19 protein-coding genes are annotated in these 19,271 nt (G+C 67.4%); 14 read left to right on the top strand and 5 right to left on the bottom strand.

Features of this window, described 5'->3' with window-relative positions; genetic code table 11:
* Positions 1-14: 14 nt before the first annotated feature.
* The 3 genes from alr to dadA all read right to left on the bottom strand — a co-directional run bounded on the left by alr (position 15) and on the right by dadA (position 2,806).
* Positions 15-1,085 (bottom strand): alanine racemase, encoded by a 1,071-nt coding sequence (gene alr / locus QZ471_RS07990; RefSeq protein ID WP_295462469.1) that lies wholly within the window; start codon positions 1,083-1,085, stop codon positions 15-17.
* 91 nt (positions 1,086-1,176) lie between these two features.
* A complete protein-coding gene (locus QZ471_RS07985) occupies positions 1,177-1,533 on the bottom strand; it encodes a RidA family protein (RefSeq protein ID WP_058761624.1) in 357 nt (118 codons plus the stop codon).
* Positions 1,508-2,806: a D-amino acid dehydrogenase gene (dadA, locus tag QZ471_RS07980; protein WP_295462468.1), complete on the bottom strand. Its 1,299-nt coding sequence runs from the start codon at positions 2,804-2,806 to the stop codon at positions 1,508-1,510. The genes QZ471_RS07985 and dadA overlap by 26 nt, the downstream gene beginning before the upstream one ends.
* 158 nt (positions 2,807-2,964) lie before the next feature.
* On the opposite strand from dadA, the gene QZ471_RS07975 reads away from it, so the two are divergent.
* The 11 genes from QZ471_RS07975 to QZ471_RS07925 all read left to right on the top strand — a co-directional run bounded on the left by QZ471_RS07975 (position 2,965) and on the right by QZ471_RS07925 (position 13,656).
* Positions 2,965-3,453: an Lrp/AsnC ligand binding domain-containing protein gene (locus tag QZ471_RS07975; protein ID WP_058785672.1), complete on the top strand. Its 489-nt coding sequence runs from the start codon at positions 2,965-2,967 to the stop codon at positions 3,451-3,453.
* A 73-nt stretch (positions 3,454-3,526) separates the two neighbouring features.
* Positions 3,527-4,336, top strand: a complete 810-nt coding sequence (locus QZ471_RS07970) for a class I SAM-dependent methyltransferase (protein ID WP_295462467.1) — start codon at positions 3,527-3,529, stop codon at positions 4,334-4,336.
* 35 nt (positions 4,337-4,371) lie between these two features.
* Positions 4,372-5,652 carry an FAD-binding oxidoreductase gene (locus QZ471_RS07965; protein ID WP_295462466.1) on the top strand — a complete coding sequence of 427 codons (1,281 nt, stop codon included), beginning with the start codon at positions 4,372-4,374 and terminating at the stop codon, positions 5,650-5,652.
* Positions 5,649-7,199 carry a phospholipase D family protein gene (locus QZ471_RS07960; RefSeq protein WP_295462465.1) on the top strand — a complete coding sequence of 517 codons (1,551 nt, stop codon included), beginning with the start codon at positions 5,649-5,651 and terminating at the stop codon, positions 7,197-7,199. The genes QZ471_RS07965 and QZ471_RS07960 overlap by 4 nt, the downstream gene beginning before the upstream one ends.
* A 355-nt stretch (positions 7,200-7,554) precedes the next feature.
* Positions 7,555-8,604 carry a biotin synthase BioB gene (gene bioB / locus QZ471_RS07955; RefSeq protein WP_058761630.1) on the top strand — a complete coding sequence of 350 codons (1,050 nt, stop codon included), beginning with the start codon at positions 7,555-7,557 and terminating at the stop codon, positions 8,602-8,604.
* Positions 8,605-8,753: 149 nt separating this feature from the next.
* On the top strand, positions 8,754-9,929 hold the full coding sequence (gene bioF, locus QZ471_RS07950; RefSeq protein ID WP_295462464.1) for an 8-amino-7-oxononanoate synthase: 1,176 nt from the start codon (positions 8,754-8,756) through the stop codon (positions 9,927-9,929).
* A 7-nt stretch (positions 9,930-9,936) separates the two neighbouring features.
* Positions 9,937-10,662 (top strand): alpha/beta fold hydrolase, encoded by a 726-nt coding sequence (locus tag QZ471_RS07945; RefSeq protein ID WP_295462463.1) that lies wholly within the window; start codon positions 9,937-9,939, stop codon positions 10,660-10,662.
* Positions 10,655-11,440: a malonyl-ACP O-methyltransferase BioC gene (gene bioC, locus QZ471_RS07940; RefSeq protein ID WP_295462461.1), complete on the top strand. Its 786-nt coding sequence runs from the start codon at positions 10,655-10,657 to the stop codon at positions 11,438-11,440. The genes QZ471_RS07945 and bioC overlap by 8 nt, the downstream gene beginning before the upstream one ends.
* Positions 11,441-11,445: 5 nt before the next feature.
* The gene (gene bioD, locus QZ471_RS07935; protein ID WP_295462460.1) at positions 11,446-12,117 is read left to right on the top strand and encodes a dethiobiotin synthase; all 672 of its coding nucleotides are present in this window, start codon (positions 11,446-11,448) and stop codon (positions 12,115-12,117) included.
* 76 nt (positions 12,118-12,193) lie between these two features.
* Positions 12,194-13,300 (top strand): hypothetical protein, encoded by a 1,107-nt coding sequence (locus QZ471_RS07930; RefSeq protein WP_295462459.1) that lies wholly within the window; start codon positions 12,194-12,196, stop codon positions 13,298-13,300.
* 89 nt (positions 13,301-13,389) lie between these two features.
* Positions 13,390-13,656 carry a hypothetical protein gene (locus QZ471_RS07925; protein WP_295462458.1) on the top strand — a complete coding sequence of 89 codons (267 nt, stop codon included), beginning with the start codon at positions 13,390-13,392 and terminating at the stop codon, positions 13,654-13,656.
* 45 nt (positions 13,657-13,701) lie between these two features.
* Here the strand turns inward: QZ471_RS07925 and QZ471_RS07920 are convergent, their stop codons facing one another.
* A complete protein-coding gene (locus QZ471_RS07920; protein ID WP_295462456.1) occupies positions 13,702-15,759 on the bottom strand; it encodes a methyl-accepting chemotaxis protein in 2,058 nt (685 codons plus the stop codon).
* A gap of 185 nt (positions 15,760-15,944) precedes the next feature.
* On the opposite strand from QZ471_RS07920, the gene QZ471_RS07915 reads away from it, so the two are divergent.
* The gene (locus QZ471_RS07915) at positions 15,945-16,517 is read left to right on the top strand and encodes a xanthine phosphoribosyltransferase (protein WP_295462455.1); all 573 of its coding nucleotides are present in this window, start codon (positions 15,945-15,947) and stop codon (positions 16,515-16,517) included.
* A 3-nt stretch (positions 16,518-16,520) separates the two neighbouring features.
* Positions 16,521-16,925, top strand: coding sequence for a YkgJ family cysteine cluster protein (locus tag QZ471_RS07910; protein WP_295462454.1), 405 nt, complete (start codon positions 16,521-16,523; stop codon positions 16,923-16,925).
* A 180-nt stretch (positions 16,926-17,105) separates the two neighbouring features.
* Here QZ471_RS07910 and QZ471_RS07905 read toward each other — a convergent pair whose 3' ends face one another.
* Entirely contained in the window at positions 17,106-17,420 is a 315-nt protein-coding gene (locus tag QZ471_RS07905) for a YkgJ family cysteine cluster protein (protein WP_295462561.1), read from the bottom strand.
* Between the two features lie 130 nt (positions 17,421-17,550).
* Between QZ471_RS07905 and QZ471_RS07900 the strand changes: the two genes are divergently transcribed.
* Positions 17,551-19,254 (top strand): penicillin-binding protein 2, encoded by a 1,704-nt coding sequence (locus QZ471_RS07900; RefSeq protein WP_295462453.1) that lies wholly within the window; start codon positions 17,551-17,553, stop codon positions 19,252-19,254.
* Positions 19,255-19,271: the final 17 nt, after the last annotated feature.

Genomic DNA, 19,271 nt, shown 5'->3' with positions numbered 1-19,271 from the left:
GAACGGTCGTCGCCTCAGCCCTGGTAGTGGCGCGGCACCCGCTTGAGGTTGCACAGCAACTGGTAGGGGATGGTGTCGCAGCGCTCGGCCAGGTCCGCCACCGACACCTGGCGGCCCCAGAACTCCACTTCGCTGCCCACCCCGGCCTGGGGATGATCGGTGAGGTCGACGGTGAGCATGTCCATGGACACGCGGCCGATCAGCTGGCCGGGGCGACCGTCGATGGCCACCGGGGTACCATTGGGCGCATGGCGCGGATAGCCGTCGGCATAGCCCAGGGCGACCACCCCGACCCGGGTCGGCCCGGCGGTGACGAAACGCGCGCCATAGCCCACCGGCTCGCCGGCCGCCAGTTCGCGCACGGCGATCACCCGCGAGGTCAGGGTCATCACCGGCTGCAGCCGCTCGGCGGCGGCCTGGGGCGCGGTGAAGGGCGAGACGCCATAGAGCATCAGCCCCGGCCGCACCCAGTCGCCGGCTGCCTGGGGCCAACCCAGGGTCGCCGGCGAGTTGCGCAGGCTGGTAGGACCCGGCAGACCTTCGGTGGCGGCGCGGAAGGTGGCGATCTGCGCCGTTGTGGCCGGGCTGTCCGGCTCGTCGGCGCGGGCGAAGTGGGTCATCTTGACGATGCCGCTGACCTTGCCGCTGGCCAGCAGTTGTTTGTAAGCAGCCGCGTAATCCTGGGGAAAGAAGCCGACCCGGTGCATGCCGGAATCCAGCTTCAACCAGACCTGCAGCGGCCGCGCCAGGGCGGTCCGTTCCACGGCCTCCAGTTGCCAGTCGGCATGGATCACGGTCCAGAGGTCATGCTCGACGAGCAGCGGCAATTCGTCGGCGGTAAAGAAGCCTTCCAGCAACAGGATGGGCGCGCGGATACCCGCGGCGCGCAACTCCAGCGCCTCCTCGATACAGGCCACGGCGAAGCCATCGGTCTCACCCGCCAGGGCACTGGCCACCGCTACCGCGCCATGGCCATAGGCATCGGCCTTGATCACCGCCAGGGCCCGGGCGTCGGAAAGCTCCCGCGCCAGGCGGTAGTTGTGGCGCAGGGCGGCGAGGTCGATGAGGGCGCGGGCGGGACGCATGGGGAGGTCTCGGCAATAGAAGAGTGAGGGATGGGAGGGCGTAAAACACCCTCACCCTAGCCCTCTCCCGGAGGGAGAGGGGATAAAGACGCTACGCCTTGACGGCGGCGATGACGTTCATCTCCACCAGGATATCCGGCTTGGCCAGCTTGGCTTCCACGGTGGTGCGACCCGGGGTGGCGCCCTGGGCGACCCACTCGTCCCAGGCGCGGTTCATACCCTCGAAATGCAGGGCGATGTCGCGCAGGAAGATGGTCACCACCAGGATGTGCTGCTTGTCGCTGCCGGCCTCGGCGAGGAATTTGTCGACGTTGGCCAGGGTTTCGCGGGTCTGCTGATAGATGTCGCCGGAAAAGTCGTCGGCCAGTTGGCCGGCCAGGTAGACGGTGCCGTTGTGGATGTTGATTTCGCTGAGGCGACGATCAGTGTGCAGACGCTGTACGGGCATTGCGCGGGGACTCCTGGATGGCGGAATAACGGGAGATGTCGAGACCCTCGGCGCTGATCTGCGGCCGCTTGCGCCCGATCAGATCGGCCAGCAGGCGACCGGAGCCACAGGCCATGGTCCAGCCCAGCGTCCCGTGCCCGGTGTTGAGGAACAGGTTGCGATAGCGGGTGGCGCCGACGATGGGGGTCCCGTCCGGGGTGGTGGGTCGCAAGCCGGTCCAGAAACTGGCCCGGGCGAGGTCGCCGCCGCGAGGATAGAGATCCCCGGTGATCATTTCCAGGGTCGCCCGGCGACGCGGATCCAGGCTGAGGTCGAAGCCGCAGATCTCGGCCATGCCACCGACGCGGATGCGGTCGTCGAAGCGGGTGATGGCGACCTTGTAGGTCTCGTCGAGGATGGTCGAGGTCGGCGCCATGGCGGCATCGACGATGGGCACCGTCAGCGAGTAGCCCTTGAGCGGATAGACCGGCGCGCGGATACCCAGGGGCGCCAGCAATTGCGGCGAATAGCTGCCCAGGGCCAGGACATAGTGATCGGCGGTGAGCAGCTCACCGTCGACCTTCACGCCGTCGATACGATCGCCACTGGCACTGAGTTGCTCGATCTGGGCGCCGAAGCGGAATTCCACACCCAGGCGGCGAGCTTCCTCGGCCAGGCGATTGGTGAACAGGAAGCAGTCGCCGGTCTGGTCGTTGGGCAGGCGCAGGCCGCCGGCCAGCTTGTGCTTGACCGCTGCCAATGCCGGTTCGACCCGGGCCACGCCGTCGCGGTCGAGCAGCTCGAAGGGCACGCCGGAACGCTCCAGCACGGCGATATCTTTCGCCGCGGCGTCCACCTGCTGCTGGGTGCGGAAGATCTGGGTGGTGCCCAACTGGCGGCCCTCGTAGGCGATGCCGGTCTCCTGGCGCAACTCGTCGAGACAGTCGCGGCTGTATTCGGACAGCCGCACCATGCGCTCCTTGTTCACCGCATAACGCGCGGCGGTGCAGTTGCGCAGCATCTGCGCCATCCACAGGTACTGGTTGACATCGCCGGTCAGGCGAATGGCCAGGGGCGCGTGCTTCTGGAACAGCCACTTCAGCGCCTTGAGCGGCACGCCGGGCGCGGCCCAGGGCGAGGCATAGCCAGGGGATACCTGACCGGCATTGGCATGGCTGGTCTCCAGGGCAGGACCGGCCTGGCGATCGACCACGACCACCTCGAAACCCTGACGGGCCAGATAGTAGGCGCTGGTCGTGCCGATGACGCCGCTACCCAAAACCAGTACACGCATCGCTAGCTCCTGGCCGGCGAGAGGATTTCGCCGGCTTTCGTCGGAATGAAGGCAGATACGGCAAGTATAGAAAGCCGCACGCAGTGCTAATCACTGAAGAATTGCCTATATTCGGAGTAATTTTCCGGTAAAGCCCCCTTTGGCAGAGACCCCCCGCGATGCGTACCCATCACCAGGCCAGACGCGAGCTGGACAAGATCGACCGCAACATCCTACGCATCCTCCAGGAAGACGGGCGCATCTCCTTCACCGAGCTGGGCGAGCGAGTGGGCCTGTCCACCACGCCCTGCACCGAGCGGGTCCGCCGGCTGGAGCGCGAAGGCATCATCCAGGGCTACAACGCGCGCCTGAATCCCCAGCACCTCAAGGCCGGTCTGCTGGTGTTCGTCGAACTGAGCCTGGACTACAAGTCCGGCGATACCTTCGAGGAATTCCGCCGCGCCGTGCTCAAGCTGCCCCAGGTGCTGGAATGCCATCTGGTCTCCGGTGAATTCGACTACTTGGTCAAGGCGCGCATCTCCGAGATGGCCTCCTATCGCAAGCTGCTGGGCGACATCCTGCTCAAGCTGCCTCATGTGCGCGAATCCAAGAGCTACATCGTGATGGAAGAGATCAAGGAGACCCTGAGTCTGCCGGTACCGGATTAGCGCTCGCCTGGCGATTCCGCCGCCGGACGTCTAGGCTGCGATCTTTCGCCTGATCGCCAAGGAGGCCCGTGCCATGGATCCACGCCAGCGTCAGCTCATCACCGCCGCCAATCGCCAGGCTTGGGAGGTGTCGGCTCCGCTCCACGGGCAAGGAGAGGAGTGGGAGTGCCTGTTGGCTCAGGCCGGTCGACCCAGCTTCTCAGTGCTGGATGCCTGCCTGACACGAACCCTCACCGAGCTGGACATCCGCGACCTGAGTTGCGCCCAGGTCGGCTGCAACAATGCCCGCGAATTGCTCTCCCTGGCCGCGCTGGGCGGGCAGCCTGCCCTGGGTATCGACCAGTCGCCGGCCTTCCTTGCTCAAGGCCAGCAACTGGCCGCGGCGGCAGGCCTGGCGCCCCGGCTGGTGGCCGCCGACATCTATGCCCTTCCCGAGGGCCTAGGCCAGCACGATCTGGTGCTGATCACCATCGGCGTGCTGGGCTGGATGCCGGACCTGCCGGCCTTCTTCGCCGCAGTGCACGGCCTACTGGCGCCGGGCGGGCATCTGGTGATCTACGAGACCCATCCCTTTCTGGAGGTCTTCGAGCCCCATGCGGACCAGCCCCTGCTGCCCCACTACAGCTATTTCCGCCGCGAGCCCCTGGTCCTCAACGACCTGATTGCCTACGACGGCCAGGATCATGGCCAAGGCGCGTCCAGCTACTGGCATATCCATACCCTGGGCGCCATCGTCAGTGCGTGCCTGCAAGCGGGTCTGCTTCTGCAACGCCTGGAAGAGCACCCGCACTCCAATCGGGAAGTCGACTACGACCTCTACCAAAACCAGGCCGCCCAGTTGCCGATGAGTTTCACCTTGGTAGCCAGACGCCCCGCGGCTTAGGATTGCGCCTTCGCCCAGGTCAGCCAGACGCCGCCATGCAGCCCCACGCACCGTCCTACTACGCCGCCACCGCCAATCTGGAATTGAATTTCCCGCCCCTGGAGGGCGAGGTCCAGGCCGATGTCTGCGTGGTCGGCGGCGGTTTCTCCGGGCTAAATACCGCCCTGGAACTGGCCGAGCGGGGTGCCCGGGTGGTGCTGCTGGAAGCCCGCCGCATCGGCTGGGGCGCCAGCGGCCGCAACGGCGGCCAGCTGATCCGCGGCGTCGGCCATGACGTCGAGCAATTCGAACCGGTCATCGGTGCCGAGGGCGTCCTTGAACTCAAGCGGCTGGGCTTCGTGGCGGTGGATCTGGTCCGCCAGCGCATCGCCCGGCACGACATCCAGTGCGATCTCACCTGGGGCTTCGCCGACCTAGCCAACAAGCCGCGCCACTGGCGGCACCTGCAGGAAGAGCACGCCGCGCTCCAGGCCCTGGGCTATCCCCATCCGCTGCGCCTGGTGCCCAAGGCGCAACTGGCCGAGGTGGTGGGCTCCGAGCGCTATCAGGGCGCCCTGGTGGATGAGGGCTCCGGCCATCTGCATCCGCTCAACCTGGCCCTGGGCGAGGCCGCCGCGGCCGAGGCGCTGGGCGTACAACTCTTTGAAGACAGCCCCGTCACCCGCCTGGAATACGGCCCCAAGGTGCGCGTCCATACCGCCCGTGGCCGGGTGAGCGCCGATACCCTGGTGCTCTGCTGCAACGCCTACATCGACGACCTGCAACCCGAGCTCTCTGCCCAGGTCCTGCCCGCCGGCAGCTATGTGATCGCCACCGAACCGCTGTCCGCCGAACGCGCCGCGCGGCTGCTGCCGGGCAACCGGGCGGTCTGCGACCAGAACGTGGCGGTGGACTATTTCCGCCTCTCCACCGACCGGCGCCTGCTGTTCGGTGGCGCCTGCCACTACTCCGGGCGCGATCCCAGGGACATCGCCGGCTACATGAGACCCAAGATGCTGGAGGTCTTCCCGGAGCTGGCCGATGTGCGGGTGGACTATGCCTGGGGCGGCATGATCGGCATCGGTGCCAACCGCCTGCCGCAGATCGGCCGGTTGCGCGAGCATCCCAACGTCTTCCATGCCCAGGCCTATGCGGGTCATGGGGTCAACGCCACCCACCTGGCCGGTCACCTGCTGGCGGAGGCGATCCTGGCCCAGTCGGCCGGTTTCGACCTCTTCGCCCAGGTGCACCATGCGCGCTTCCCTGGCGGTCGCCATCTGCGCTCGCCGCTGCTGGCCCTGGGCATGCTCTGGTATCGCCTCAAGGACGCGCTGTGATCCGCCTGCTCGTCCCCCTGCTGCTGGCACTGCTGGCCGGTTGCGCCACGCCCATCCCGCGCCACGCCTCCCAGGTGCTGCCCGCCGCCGGCACCGTCCTGGACAGCCAGGTGCGCACCGCCGGCGCCACTCACCCGGGCCTGTCGGGCCTGCGTCTGCTGGAAACCAGCACCGACGCCTTCACCGCTCGCGCCGAGCTGATCCGCAAGGCCCAGCGCAGCCTGGACATCCAGTACTACATCGTCCACGACGGCCTGACCACGCGGCTGCTGGTCAACGAACTGCTCAAGGCGGCGGATCGCGGCGTGCGCATCCGCTTCCTCATCGACGACACCAGCAGCGACGGCAACGACTACCAGATCGCCGTGCTGGCGGCCCATCCCAATGTGCAGATCCGCGTCTTCAATCCGCTGCACCTGGGCCGCAGCACCGGCCCGACCCGGGCCCTGGGGCGGCTGGTGGATCTCAACCACCAGCACAGACGCATGCACAACAAGCTGTGGCTGGCCGACGACAGCGTGGCCATCGTCGGTGGCCGCAACCTGGGTGATGAATACTTCGACGCGCGCCCGGAGATGAACTTCACCGACCTCGACCTGCTTGCCGCCGGACCGGTGGCGCGCCAGCTGGGGACCAGCTTCGACCAGTATTGGAACAGCCCCCTGAGCCAGCCGGCCCGCCGACTGCGCTGGTTCGCCCCTTCGGCCGGCGCCCTGGTGCGGCTGCGCGAGCGCCTGCACGATTATCTCGACAGCCAACGCACCCAGGACCTGGCGCTCTACAACCGCCTGCGCCGCTACGCCACCGCGCCCCAGCTCGATGGCTGGCTGCAGGAGCTGACCTGGGCCCACGCCCAGGCGCTCTGGGATGCGCCGCGCAAGGTCTTGGCCGATGACGAGCCGGACTGGCAACTGCTGCTCACCCGCCAGCTGCAACCGACCCTGGACGGCGCCCAGCACGAACTCCTGCTGGTTTCCTCCTACTTCGTGCCCATGGACCAGGGGGTCGCCTACCTGGGTGGCCTGGCCGCCCGGGGGGTCGATGTCCGGGTGCTGACCAACGCCCTGGAAGCCACCGACGTGCCGGCGGTGCACGCCGGCTACGCGCCCTATCGCGCGGCGCTGCTGGCCCGGGGGGTCAAGCTCTATGAGCTGCGCGCCCGCCCGGACCAGAAGAGATCCGCCCTGCCCTACAGCTTTGGCGAGTCCGAATCCAGCCTGCACAGCAAGGCCATGGCCATCGACGGGCGCTGGTCCTTCATCGGCTCCTTCAACTTCGATCCGCGCTCGGTACTGTGGAACACCGAGGTCGGCATCCTGGTGGATAGCCCCGTGCTCACCGGCCGCCTGCGCCAACTGATGTTGCAGGGCATGGACCCCAGCGTCTCCTACCAGGTGCAGCGCATCGAGGACCACGGCCGGGTGCGGTTGGAGTGGGTCAGCGAACGCAACGGCCAACCCCGGGTGCTGCACCACGAACCCGGCAGCGCCTGGCGCCGCTTCAACGCCTGGGTGGTCAAGGCGGTGGGGTTGGAGCGGATGCTCTGACGTAGGTTGGGCTGAGCATAGCGAAGCCAAGCAGGTCCCTACTGTCTTTATCGCGGCCATGCCGGTGCGCCGTAGCGACCGCTCCTACGGGATATCCGGCTGCTGGAGGAGCAACTATCTTTATCGCGGCCATGGGCCGCTCCTACAAAGCAGAGCCCCTTGTAGGAGCGGCCCATGGCCGCGATTGCCTTTAGACCGACGAACTCGATCCGCACCACACCCCGCCAATCTCCCTGCAAAAAATCCGGCAATTGGTCGTTTTTTGAACAGTAGTCGACCAGGGCTTCGGCTAAGGTCGACCGCATTCATCGGCCCCGCTCCGGCACCCGGCCGTCCCCTGCATCGAGGATCTCCCATGAGCGCTACCGCCCTGCGTCACGACTGGACTCTCGCCGAAGTCCGCGCCCTGTTCCAGCAGCCCTTCAACGACCTGCTGTTCCAGGCCCAGAGCGTGCATCGCCAGCACTTCGATCCCAATCGCGTACAGGTCTCCACCCTGCTGTCGATCAAGACCGGCGCCTGCCCGGAAGACTGCAAGTACTGCCCCCAGTCCGGCCACTACAACACCGGCCTGGAAAAGGAAAAGCTGATGGAGGTGCAGAAGGTGCTGGAGGCGGCCGCCGAGGCCAAGGCCATCGGCTCCACCCGCTTCTGCATGGGCGCCGCCTGGAAGCATCCGTCCGCCAAGGACATGCCTTACGTCCTGCAGATGGTGCAGGGCGTCAAGGCCCTGGGCCTGGAGACCTGCATGACCCTCGGCCGCCTGGACCAGGAGCAGACCCGCGCCCTGGCCGACGCCGGCCTGGACTACTACAACCACAACCTGGACACCTCGCCGGAGTTCTACGGCAACATCATCACCACCCGCACCTACGGCGAGCGCCTGCAGACCCTGGCCTACGTCCGCGAAGCCGGGATGAAGATCTGTTCCGGCGGCATCCTCGGCATGGGCGAATCGGTGGACGACCGCGCCGGCCTGCTGATCCAGCTGGCCAACCTGCCCGAGCACCCCGAGTCGGTGCCGATCAACATGCTGGTCAAGGTCCAGGGCACCCCGCTGGCCGAGGAAAAGGACGTCGATCCCTTCGACTTCATCCGCACCCTGGCGGTGGCGCGCATCCTCATGCCCAAGTCCCATGTGCGCCTGTCCGCCGGTCGCGAGCAGATGAACGAGCAGATGCAGTCCCTGGCCTTCCTGGCCGGCGCCAACTCCATCTTCTATGGCGAGAAGCTGCTGACCACCGGCAACCCCCAGGCCGACAAGGACATGCAGCTGTTCGCCCGCCTCGGCATCCAGCCTGAAGCCCGCGAAGAACACGCCGACGAGGTGCACCAGGCCGCCATCGAGCAGGCCCTGGTGGAACAGCGCAACAGCGAACTCTTCTACGACGCCGCCACCGCCTGACCCACTCCCCGCCCCGCTCTTCCCCCTCTCCCCCTGGGAGAGGGCCGGGGTGAGCGAACACCCTGCAGCCAACCCGCGCTCCAGACCACCCCCTCTCCCCTCGGGAGAGGGCTGGGGTGAGGGGTCTTCCAACGCTACCGAGACTCCCCATGGCCTTCGACCTCGCCGCCCGCCTGGCCCAGCGTCACGCCGAGCACCTCTATCGGCGCCGCCCGTTGCTGGAAGCGCCCCAGGGCCCCGAGGTGGTGGTGGATGGCGAAGCCCTGCTGGCCTTCTGCAGCAACGACTACCTGGGCCTGGCCAATCACCCCCAGGTGATCGCCGCCCTGCGCGATGGCGCCGAGCGCTGGGGCGTGGGCGGGGGTGCCTCGCACCTGGTGATCGGCCACAGCGGCCCCCACCACCAGGTGGAAGAAGCCCTGGCCGACCTCACCGGCCGGCCGCGCGCCCTGCTGTTCTCCACCGGCTACATGGCCAACCTGGCAGCGGTCACCGCCCTGGTCGGGCGTGGCGACACGGTGCTGGAAGACCGCCTCAACCACGCCTCCCTGCTCGACGCCGGTCTGCTTAGCGGCGCGCGCTTCGGCCGCTATCTGCACAACGATCCCGCCAGCCTCGCCACGCGCCTCGCCAAGGCCGAGGGCGATACCCTGGTGGTCACCGATGGCGTCTTCAGCATGGACGGCGATCTCGCCGATTTGCCCGAGCTCTGCCAGGTCGCCCAACGCCATGGCGCCTGGACACTGGTGGACGACGCCCATGGCATCGGCACTCTGGGTGCCAGCGGCGGCGGCATCGTCGAACACTTCGGCCTGGACCAGCACCAGGTCCCGGTGCTGGTCGGCACCCTGGGCAAGGCCTGCGGCACCGCCGGGGCCTTCGTCGCCGGCAGCGAGGAACTGATCGAGACGCTGATCCAGTTCGCCCGCCCCTACATCTACACCACCAGCCAGCCGCCGGCAGTGGCCTGCGCCACCCTCGCCGCCCTGCAGCTCGTCCGCGAGGAGGGCTGGCGCCGTGAGCTTCTGCACACTTTGATCCAGAGATTCCGCAGGGGCGCGACGGCCCTCGGCCTGGACCTTATGCTCAGCGCCACGCCGATCCAGCCGATCCTGGTCGGCGACAGCGCGCGCGCTCTCGCACTCTCCGCCGCCCTGCGTCGGCGCGGAATTCTGGTCACCGCCATCCGCCCGCCCACCGTACCGGCCGGCAGCGCTCGCCTGCGGGTGACCCTGACGGCGGCCCATCGCGAAGCGCACGTGGACCTCTTGCTCGACGCCCTGGCCCAGGCCATGGCCGAATTACCGCCCGACGCGGATAAGTGACCGACCGATGCGCGATACCCTGATCTTGCTGCCCGGCTGGGGCCTGGGCAGTGCCCCGCTGGAGCCCCTGCGTGACGAACTCGTCGAGCAGGCCCCCTTTCTCGATGTCCTGATCGAGCCGCTGCCGGCGCTGGCCGACACCCAGGACTGGTTCACCGACCTGGAAGCCCGCATCGCCGAGGGCGTCTGGCTGGCCGGCTGGTCGCTGGGCGGCATGCTCGCCAGCGAATTCACCCTGCGCCGCCCGGAAGGCGTGCACGGCCTGATCACCCTCGCCAGCAATGCCTGCTTCGTCGCCCGCGCCGGCTGGCAGACCGCCATGGCGCGTAGTGTCTTCACCGATTTCTTCGAAGCCTGCTCGCTGGACGCCGACCAGACCCTCAGGCGCTTCACCCTGCTGGTAGCCCAGGGCGCCCGCGACAGCCGCACCCTCGCCCGCCAGTTGCAGGTCACCCTGCCCGAGGTCGACCCAGAGGTGGTCCTGGCCGGCCTGGAATTGCTGGCCCGGCTGGACACCCGCGCCGCCCTGCAGGCCTTCACTGGTCCCCAACTGCACCTGTTCGGCGCCCACGACGCCCTGGTCCCGGCCAGCGCCGCCCAGGCCCTGCGCGACGAGCTGCCTAACGCCCAGGTCGAGGTGCTGGAGCACGCCAGTCATGGCCTGCCCCTGGAACGCCCGGACGAGGTGGCCACCCGTATCCGTGAATTCATCTATGCAGGGCGCGATGGCTGACGTATTGCCCGACAAGCGCCAGGTGGCGCTGTCCTTTTCCCGCGCCGCCGCGCAGTACGATGGCGCAGCCTTGCTGCAACGCCGGGTCGCCGACCGTCTCCTGGCGCAGTTGCCCCCCTTGAATCCGCAACGCTGGCTGGACCTGGGCAGCGGCACCGGCTATTGCAGCCGCGCCCTGGCCCAGCGCCATCCAGGGGCCGAAGGCCTGGCCCTGGACCTGGCGCCCGGCATGCTCCGCCATGCCCGTGCCCAGGGTGCCGGCGCCCGGCACTACCTGACCGCCGACGCCGAACGCCTGCCGCTGCGCGCGGACAGCTGCGATCTGATCCTCTCCAGCCTGGCCCTGCAGTGGTGCCCGGACCTGCCCAGGGTGCTCGCCGAGGCCCGCCGCATCCTGCGCCCGGGTGGCGTGCTGGCCTTCAGCAGCCTGGTCGAGGGTACCCTCGACGAATTGCGCCGGAGCTGGGCCCAGGTGGACGATCAGGTCCACGTCAATCGCTTCCGTCCCCAAATCGCCTATGCCGAGGCCGCCGCGGCCAGCGGACTGGAGACGCTGGCCCTGGAGGTCGCGCCCGAGCGGCTGCACTTCCCGGACCTGCGCGCCCTCACCCAGCACCTCAAGGCCATCGGCGCCCACAACCTCAATCAGGGTCGCCCCCAGGGCCTCACCGGACGCCAGCGGCTGGCGGCCTTTACCCAGGCCTACGAAAGCCGGCGCGAGCCCGTCGGGCTGCCCGCCACCTACCAGGTGATCCACGTCCTGCTGCGCAAGGAATGAACCCCATGCACTCCTATTTCGTCACCGGTACCGACACCGAGATCGGCAAGACCACCATCGCCGCCGGCCTGCTGCACCGGGCGCGCCAGCAAGGCCTCACCACCGCCGGGGTCAAGCCGGTGGCCTCCGGCTGCGAACGCACCGCCGCAGGCCTGCGCAACGGCGACGCCCTGGCCCTGCTCGGCGAGACCTCGCTGCCGCTCAACTACGCCGACATCAACCCCATCGCCCTGGAACCCGCCATCGCCCCGCACCTGGCGGCCCGCGAAGCCGGCATCGACCTCAGCGTCGCCGCCCTGGCCGCCCCGGTGCGGCGGATTCTCGCCCTGGGCGCCGACTTCACCCTGGTGGAAGGCGCCGGCGGCTGGCGCGTGCCCCTGGCCGGGCGCGAATCCCTGTCCGATCTGGCTCGCGAGCTGGGTCTGCCAGTGATCCTGGTGGTGGGTGTGCGCCTGGGCTGCATCAACCACGCCCTGCTCAGTGCCGAGGCCATCCTCGCCGACGGCCTGCCGCTGGCCGGTTGGGTGGCCAACCTGGTGGCTCCGGCCACCCTGCGCCTGGACGACAACCTCGCCACCCTGCACGAGCGCCTGCCCGCGCCCTGCCTGGGCACGGTGCCGCACCTGGCTGAGGCCAGCCCGGCCGCGGTCGCCGCGCACCTGCGTCTACCTGGCTGATATCAGTCTTTCGGGCGATGGCCGCTCGGCCTGACCGGCGGCAGACTGCCCTGTCTGCCGCCGCCGGATAGTCATCGTGCCTACCCCCAAGTTCCTGACCTGCCTAGGCCTGCTCGGCCTGACCAGCACCGCCTGGGCCTTGGATAACCAGACCCTCGTGGATCAGCGCGGCGACCGGTTGGGCGCATTCCTGACCCAGGACGCCACCGCTCGCCAGGGCACCCTGGAAGTGATCCAGCGCGGTCGTGCCAGCCAGGCCTATCTGACCCAAAGCGATTCCCAGGGTGACCGCACCCGCGTCGAGCAGGGTGGCGTGGGCAATTTCACTAATGTCACCCAGGCCGCCGGCGGCGCGCGCGAGGTCGCCATCGACCAGCGCGAGGCCAGCCAGAGCCACGCCTATGTCTATCAGGGCCATGGCCAGCGCAACCAGGTGGAAATCGTTCAGAACGGCCTGCAGAGCGAAGCCCTGGTACGCCAGGGTGGCGATGACCAGCGCCTGCGCATCGAGCAACAGGGCGCGCGCAACGAGCTGAATCTGTTCCAGGACGGTCGCGACAGCGCCGCGCGACTCAGGCAGGTAGGCGAGGATCACGTTCAGGACGTACTGAGCCTGGGCGTACGCAACGAGGTGGAGCTGCTGCAAGGCGGCGCTGCCAACCGGGCAGTGGTCGAGCAACGCGGCGAGGACAACCGGGCAGGCGCTCGCCAGGGCGCGCGGCAACAGGACGTCCAGCTGACCCAGATTGGCAATCGCAACCAGGCGGCGGTGCAGCAGAACGGCCTCGACACCAGCCCCCAGAGCGTCAGCGCGCGACAGCTCGGTGACGACAATACCGTTCAGGTAAGCGTGACTGGCAATGGCAACCGCCTCGATCTGCAACAGCAGGGTAATCGCAACAGCGCCGGCGTCTTGATCGGCGGTGACGACTCCCGCCTGACCCTGGCTTCCCAAGGCAACGATAACGAGATCAGTGCGGTCTGGGTGGGCGACAACGTCGAACTCGGCGTCGAGCAACTCGGCGATGGCAACGCCTTCCAGGCTGCGCTGGTCAGCGCTGCGCGCGTCGAGGTCAGCCAGCAGGGCGTGGGCCAGTACGCCGTCGTCAGCCAACTGAGCGAAGGCAATGGCCTGAGTCTGCGCCAGAGCGGCCAGGGCAACCGGGCGACGATCCAGCAATAGCAGGACACAGGCGGTCACGGAGAGCGCTGGTTTGTTGGCGTCAAAGCTGCTCTAATAGCCCTCTGACATCACCGTCGAGGACATCGTCCATGAACGTGACATCAAGCAACTCGCTCTACGGCGGCCTGCAGGCCTACCAGAACGGCGCCCGCCAGGTCGACAAGGCCGGCACCGCCATCGCCTCCCAGACGGCACGCAACCAGGAACAGTCCCTGGGCGCGACCACCAACAGCCAGGCCGATCTGGCCAGTCAGCTGGTCAATCTGGATGTCGGCAAGTACCAGGCATTGGCTGGCAGCAAGGTCATGCAGACCGCTCAGGAAACCCTCGGGGCCCTGATCGATACCAAGGCCTGACCGCACGATCCTCGACGAGGGGCGCCCAGGCGCCCCTTTTTCATATCAGCCCAAACGGAACCTCGTGGTATTGGCCACGAGATTACGGCTGCCCTCGCCCAGGCCGACCGCAGTGGTCTGCACGGTGCGCGCATTGTTCAGCAGGTCCGCGGCGGCCGCATCGATCTGCTGGATGTTGCCGCTGACCTCATCGGCGGTGGCTGCCTGTTCCTCGGCTGCCGTGGCGATCTGCACCAGGGTGTCCGACACCCCCTGCACCGATTCGGCGATGTCTTCCAGGCGCCGCCCCAGGCCGGTGACCGACTGGGCGTCGCTGGCGGCCTGACCGCAGGCCTCCTGCATCAGGGACACGGCTTGGGCGACGGTGGTGCTCAGGCTGCCGACGGTGCCGGCGATCTGCGCCGTGGACGCCTGGGTGCGTTGCGACAGCGAGCGCACCTCATCGGCCACCACCGCGAAGCCGCGCCCCTGCTCACCCGCCCGCGCCGCCTCGATGGCGGCGTTGAGCGCCAGCAGGTTGGTCTGCTCGGCGATGCCGCGAATCACATCCACCACCTGCTGGATCTGTCCGGCCTGGGTGCTGACCTCGGCCATGGCCTCGGCGGTATCGCTCAGGCGCTGGTTAAGCCGCTGGATGCTGCTGGTGGTCACGCGGCTGTCGTCCTGACTGGCCTGGGCGATCTCGCGCATCTGCGTGGCGCGACCGGCCGCCTGCTCGCAACTCTCCGCCACGCCCTGGGCGGTAGCGGCCAGTTCGGTCGCCGCGGTGGCGATCTGGGTGATCTGCGTACGCTGGGCCTCCACCGCGCCCAGGGCTGACTCGGCCTGCTGACCCAGTTCTTCGGAAGCGCGACCGACCTGCCGGCTCTCCCGTTCGACGTCTTGCAGACTGCCCCGCAACTGGACCACGGCCAGATCCAGGGCACGGCCGATTTCGGCCAGCTCGTCCTGGCCGGTGATCTTCGCGGTGCGGGTCAGATCGCCGTCACGCAGGCCTTCGGCCAGGGTGGTGATGCCGCGGGCACTGCCGCGAATGGCGGCCTGCATGCACAGCAGCAGATAGCAGGTCACGATCAGCAGCAGACCGAAACCGGCGGCGATGATACTGAAATTGCGTACCGCCTCGGTGCCGTAATACTGCAGGCGTCCATCCAGGCTCTGCAGGGTCTGCTGGCGGAAGGTTTGCAAGCCTTGCAGAACGCCGTCGATGGAAGCTTCGAACTGTTCCGGCTTGAAGGTGATCTGCGCGCCGAACAGGCCTTCGTCGAGACTCTTCAGGCTGGCATCCAATTGCCCCAACACCTGCTGGTACTCGGTCCGCCAATTGGCCATGGCGGGCGGCAGCTTGTCGCTGAGCAGCGTCGCGACCTTGACCAGACTGTCGCGCGAATCGCCGACGCGGGCGCGCAGGTCACGCAGTTGCAGGCGACTCTGCAGGCTGAATTGCCCGGCCACCACGGAGGTCTGGCCGATACTGCCCAGTCGTCCGAGGCGCTCGGTCAGATCGACCGCCTGGGTCGTACCTATCTGCATCAGCAGATAGGTTTCCAGCCAGGGATCGAGGATCAGGCCGCTGCTGAGGGCGATCTCTTCGCGCAGGGACTGGACGGCCACGAGGGCGTTGGTCAGTCGGTCGTAGCCATCCGGCCACCAGCCCAGAGCGCGCAGGTCCTCGACCCCCAAGCCCTTAAGGGCCTCTTGCAGCACCTGCAGCCGCTCGCTCACCCCGGCGCCGAGATTCTCCGCCGCGACCTGTTGCTGCAGCGCGGCCAGGCGGTCCTGGCGATTGGCGATGCGTTGCTCCATGGCCGCGATGGCGGCCTGCACGGCCGGCGTCGGTTCGCGCGTGACATCGATGGCCTTCCAGCGCGCGGTCAGGTTGCGCTGGGCGATGATCCCGGCTTCCAAGGTATCCAGCCGTTGTAGCAGGCGCACACCGCTGCGCTCGCCACTGACGGTCGCCAGCTTGGCCTGGAAATCCGCACCGAGCAGCCAAAGGCTGATGCCGATGGGCAGCAGGAACAAGACGAACAGCAACGCGAACTTGCGGGCGAAGCCGAAACGGCTCAACACCCGAATCCCTGGTGACAACAAAACACCCATGACCGACCGCTCCTGTGTTCATTACGCCTGAACATCGCCGGCTGCCCGCTGCGGGTGCCTATAGGACGATTTGTCGGCAAACTAACGACTTTCTTGATGGATAGGGCACAATCGCCGCCCTTCCCGTTTCCCTCGACCCGGTCCCGCCTGCCAGGACCGGGCTTTGCCGTTAAAGGACCGCCCGCGTGGACCGCCTCAAAGCCAAGATCCGTACCGAAGGCCAAGTACTCTCCGAGCAGGTGCTCAAGGTCGATGCCTTCCTCAACCACCAGATCGATCCGGCGCTCATGCAAGCCATCGGCCAGGAATTCGCTCGCCGCTTCGCCGATGCCGGCATCACCAAGATCGTGACCATCGAGGCCTCGGGCATCGCCCCGGCGGTGATGACCGGACTGGAGCTGGGCGTGCCGGTGATCTTCGCCCGCAAGCACCAGTCGCTCACACTGACCGACAATCTACTGGTGGCCAGTGTCTATTCCTTTACCAAGCAAACGGAGAGCACCATAGCCGTCTCGACCATGCATCTGTCGTCCGACGACCGGGTGCTGATCATCGACGACTTCCTCGCCAACGGTAAGGCGGCCAAGGCGCTGATCTCCATCATCGGCCAGGCCGGTGCCCAGGTCGTGGGGTTGGGTATCGTCATCGAGAAGTCCTTCCAGGCCGGCCGTGCCGAACTCGACGCCCAGGGCTACCGGGTCGAATCCCTGGCCCGCGTCGCCTCCCTGGCCGACGGCCAGGTCACCTTCGCCGAGTAGATCATGGCCCAAGTACTGCGCATTCTCGGAGCGGATCTCGATCGCACCGAAACCTGGATCCGCTACGACAAGGCCATGTGTCTGGACTGCGTCTCCAGTTGCTGCACCCTGCCGGTGGAAGCACGGCTGTCCGACCTGATCCGCATGGGCGTGGTGGACGAGTTCGAGAAGGGCGAGCCGCTCAAGGACATTGCCAAGCGGCTAAAGAAGGACGGCATCGTCGAGCGCCTCAACGCCAAGACCGGGCTGTTCACCCTGGTACGGCTGTCCAACAACGACTGCCTCTATCTGCACCCGAAGACCCGGCTGTGCACCATTTACGACCAGCGCCCGGAAACCTGCCGCAACCATCCCAGGGTGGGACCGCGGCCGGGGTATTGCGCCTACAAGCCGCAGAAGCTGCGCTAGGCCCTGATCGTGGCCATGGCGATCAGCCGATGCGGCCGCTCCTATGAGATTCAGGTGCTGTGCTGATCGCGGCCATGCCGGTGCGCCGTAGCGACCGCTCCTACAAAAGCATCACCCCTGTAGGAGCGGCCCATGGCCGCGATAGGACATCCAGGTGTCTTAGCCTTTCAAGCGGATCGCTCAAAACTCACCGGTTTCCATCGCCCGCGCCATATCGGCCCGCTCTTCCAGGCATTCTGGGCCGGCCATGTCGAAGATCCGGCAGACCCAGGGGCGTACCTCGTAGATGCTGCAATTCATCTGCTCGCGATCCAGGGCCGCGCACCAGCCGTCGTCGAGGCGCTTCATGCGGGTACCGGTCCAGTCTTCCTCGATGTAGCGGGCAGGCACGCCGGCATCGTCGAACAGCAGCACCTCCTGGCGGCAGCACCAGGCCTGGCAGCTGTCGCAGGTCACGGCGGGAGTTGTGAGATCGTGCAGGGGGATGTCGCTCATGTGCGCAGTGTAACGCGCCATGTCGCCGAGCGGTTTCCGGGCGATGGCCGGAGCAGTTACCATGCGCGCTTCCGAATGGTTGTAACCAGTTGTGACCATGCCCAAGCCTTCCTCTCGCGCAGGAGCCGCCATGACGGCCGCACCCCGCTATCGCTTCTATGTCGTGGTCATCGTGCTGGTCCTGCTGACCTGCGTGGTCGCCGGGCGCATCACCTACCTCAAGTTGTTCGACGCCGAATTCCTTGGTGACCAGGGCGACCGCCGCTCGGTGCGCCACATTCCCATCCCGGTCACCCGCGGCATGATCACCGACCGCAACGGCGCACCCCTGGCGGTCTCCACCGAGGTGGTGACCATCTGGTGCAACCCGGCGGAGATGCAAGACAGCGCCGACCAGCTGGGCCGTCTGGCCCAGGCCATCCACAAGCCCGAAGCCGAACTGCGCAACCTCATCCTCGGCCACCCGGAAAAGCACTTCCTCTACCTGGCCCGTGCCCTGTCGCCCATCGACGGCGAGAACATCATGGCCCTGGGCGTGCCCGGCGTGCGCCAGATCAAGGAGTACAAGCGCTACTACCCCAGTTCCGACCTGGTGGCCCAGGTGATCGGCATGGTCAACATCGACGGCCATGGCCAGGAGGGCCTGGAGCTGGGCTTCGAAGACTGGCTGGCCGGCCGCGGCGGCGTGCGCGAGGTGCTGATCAACCCGCGCGGCTCGGTGGTGAAGAACCTGCGCGTGGTGCGCCAGCCGCAGCCGAGCAAGGACGTGGCGCTGTCCATCGACCTGCGCCTGCAGTTCATCGCCTATCGGGCGCTGCAGTCAGCGGTGGAGAAGTTCGGCGCCCAGTCCGGCTCCGCCGTGCTGGTCGATCCCAAGACCGGGCAGATCCTGGCGATGACCAACTTCCCCTCCTACAACCCCAACAACCGGGCGACGCTGCAGATCCCCAACATGCGCAACCGCACCCTGACCGACGCCTTCGAGCCCGGTTCGGTGATCAAGCCGTTCAGCATGTCGGTGGCCCTGGCCTCGGGCAAGTTCAACGAGAACAGCACCGTGGACGTGGCGCCCGGCTGGATGACCATCGACGGCCATACCATCCACGACGTGGCCAAGCGCGGCATCCTGACCATGACCGGGGTGCTGCTCAACTCCTCCAACATCGGCATGAGCAAGGTGGCCCTGCAGATCGGCCCGCTGCCGATCTACGAGCAGCTCAGCCGCGTCGGCTTCGGCAACCCCATGGAACTGGGCTTCCCCGGCGAGAACGCCGGTTATCTGCCCGGCCATACCAAGTGGTCGCAGATCGCCACCGCCAGTATGTCCTTCGGCTACAGCCTGGCGGTCAACGTCGCCGAGCTAGCCCAGGCCTACTCGGTGATCGCCAACGACGGCAAGCTCACCCCCCTGACCCTGCTCAAGGACCAGAAACAGCAGAGCATCCAGGCCATGGACCCGACCATCGCCCGGCGTATCCGCGCCATGCTCAACCATGTGGTGGAAGACGACGGCGGCGTGATCCGCGCCCGGGTGCCCGGCTACCACGTGGCGGGCAAGTCCGGTACCGCGCGCAAGGCCGGGGCCGGCAGCTACACCGAGCACGCCTATCGCTCGCTGTTCGTCGGCATGGCGCCGGCGGCCGATCCCAAGCTGGTGCTGGCGGTGATGCTGGATACGCCGACCAAGGAAGGCTACTTCGGCGGCCTGGTCTCGGCGCCGACCTTCAGCGAGATCATGTCCGGTGCGCTGCGCGCCCTGGCCGTGCCGCCGGACAACCTGCCCAAGACCGACACCGCCCAGCAGGCGCCCGCCGAGTCCCACTCCCACGGCTAGCGAATCTGCCGGCATGA

The organism is uncultured Pseudomonas sp., assembly GCF_913774235.1.
Taxonomy (GTDB): Bacteria; Pseudomonadota; Gammaproteobacteria; order Pseudomonadales; family Pseudomonadaceae; genus Chryseomonas.
This window is presented reverse-complemented; position numbering and strand designations above follow the sequence as displayed.

Coding starts and splice junctions, on each gene's coding strand:
- alr (WP_295462469.1), bottom strand. CDS start 1,085: ATGCGTCCCGCCCGCGCCCTCATCGACCTCGCCGCCCTGCGCCACAAC.
- QZ471_RS07985 (WP_058761624.1), bottom strand. CDS start 1,533: ATGCCCGTACAGCGTCTGCACACTGATCGTCGCCTCAGCGAAATCAAC.
- dadA (WP_295462468.1), bottom strand. CDS start 2,806: ATGCGTGTACTGGTTTTGGGTAGCGGCGTCATCGGCACGACCAGCGCC.
- QZ471_RS07975 (WP_058785672.1), top strand. CDS start 2,965: ATGCGTACCCATCACCAGGCCAGACGCGAGCTGGACAAGATCGACCGC.
- QZ471_RS07970 (WP_295462467.1), top strand. CDS start 3,527: ATGGATCCACGCCAGCGTCAGCTCATCACCGCCGCCAATCGCCAGGCT.
- QZ471_RS07965 (WP_295462466.1), top strand. CDS start 4,372: ATGCAGCCCCACGCACCGTCCTACTACGCCGCCACCGCCAATCTGGAA.
- bioB (WP_058761630.1), top strand. CDS start 7,555: ATGAGCGCTACCGCCCTGCGTCACGACTGGACTCTCGCCGAAGTCCGC.
- bioF (WP_295462464.1), top strand. CDS start 8,754: ATGGCCTTCGACCTCGCCGCCCGCCTGGCCCAGCGTCACGCCGAGCAC.
- QZ471_RS07945 (WP_295462463.1), top strand. CDS start 9,937: ATGCGCGATACCCTGATCTTGCTGCCCGGCTGGGGCCTGGGCAGTGCC.
- bioC (WP_295462461.1), top strand. CDS start 10,655: ATGGCTGACGTATTGCCCGACAAGCGCCAGGTGGCGCTGTCCTTTTCC.
- bioD (WP_295462460.1), top strand. CDS start 11,446: ATGCACTCCTATTTCGTCACCGGTACCGACACCGAGATCGGCAAGACC.
- QZ471_RS07925 (WP_295462458.1), top strand. CDS start 13,390: ATGAACGTGACATCAAGCAACTCGCTCTACGGCGGCCTGCAGGCCTAC.
- QZ471_RS07920 (WP_295462456.1), bottom strand. CDS start 15,759: ATGGGTGTTTTGTTGTCACCAGGGATTCGGGTGTTGAGCCGTTTCGGC.
- QZ471_RS07910 (WP_295462454.1), top strand. CDS start 16,521: ATGGCCCAAGTACTGCGCATTCTCGGAGCGGATCTCGATCGCACCGAA.
- QZ471_RS07905 (WP_295462561.1), bottom strand. CDS start 17,420: ATGAGCGACATCCCCCTGCACGATCTCACAACTCCCGCCGTGACCTGC.
- QZ471_RS07900 (WP_295462453.1), top strand. CDS start 17,551: ATGACGGCCGCACCCCGCTATCGCTTCTATGTCGTGGTCATCGTGCTG.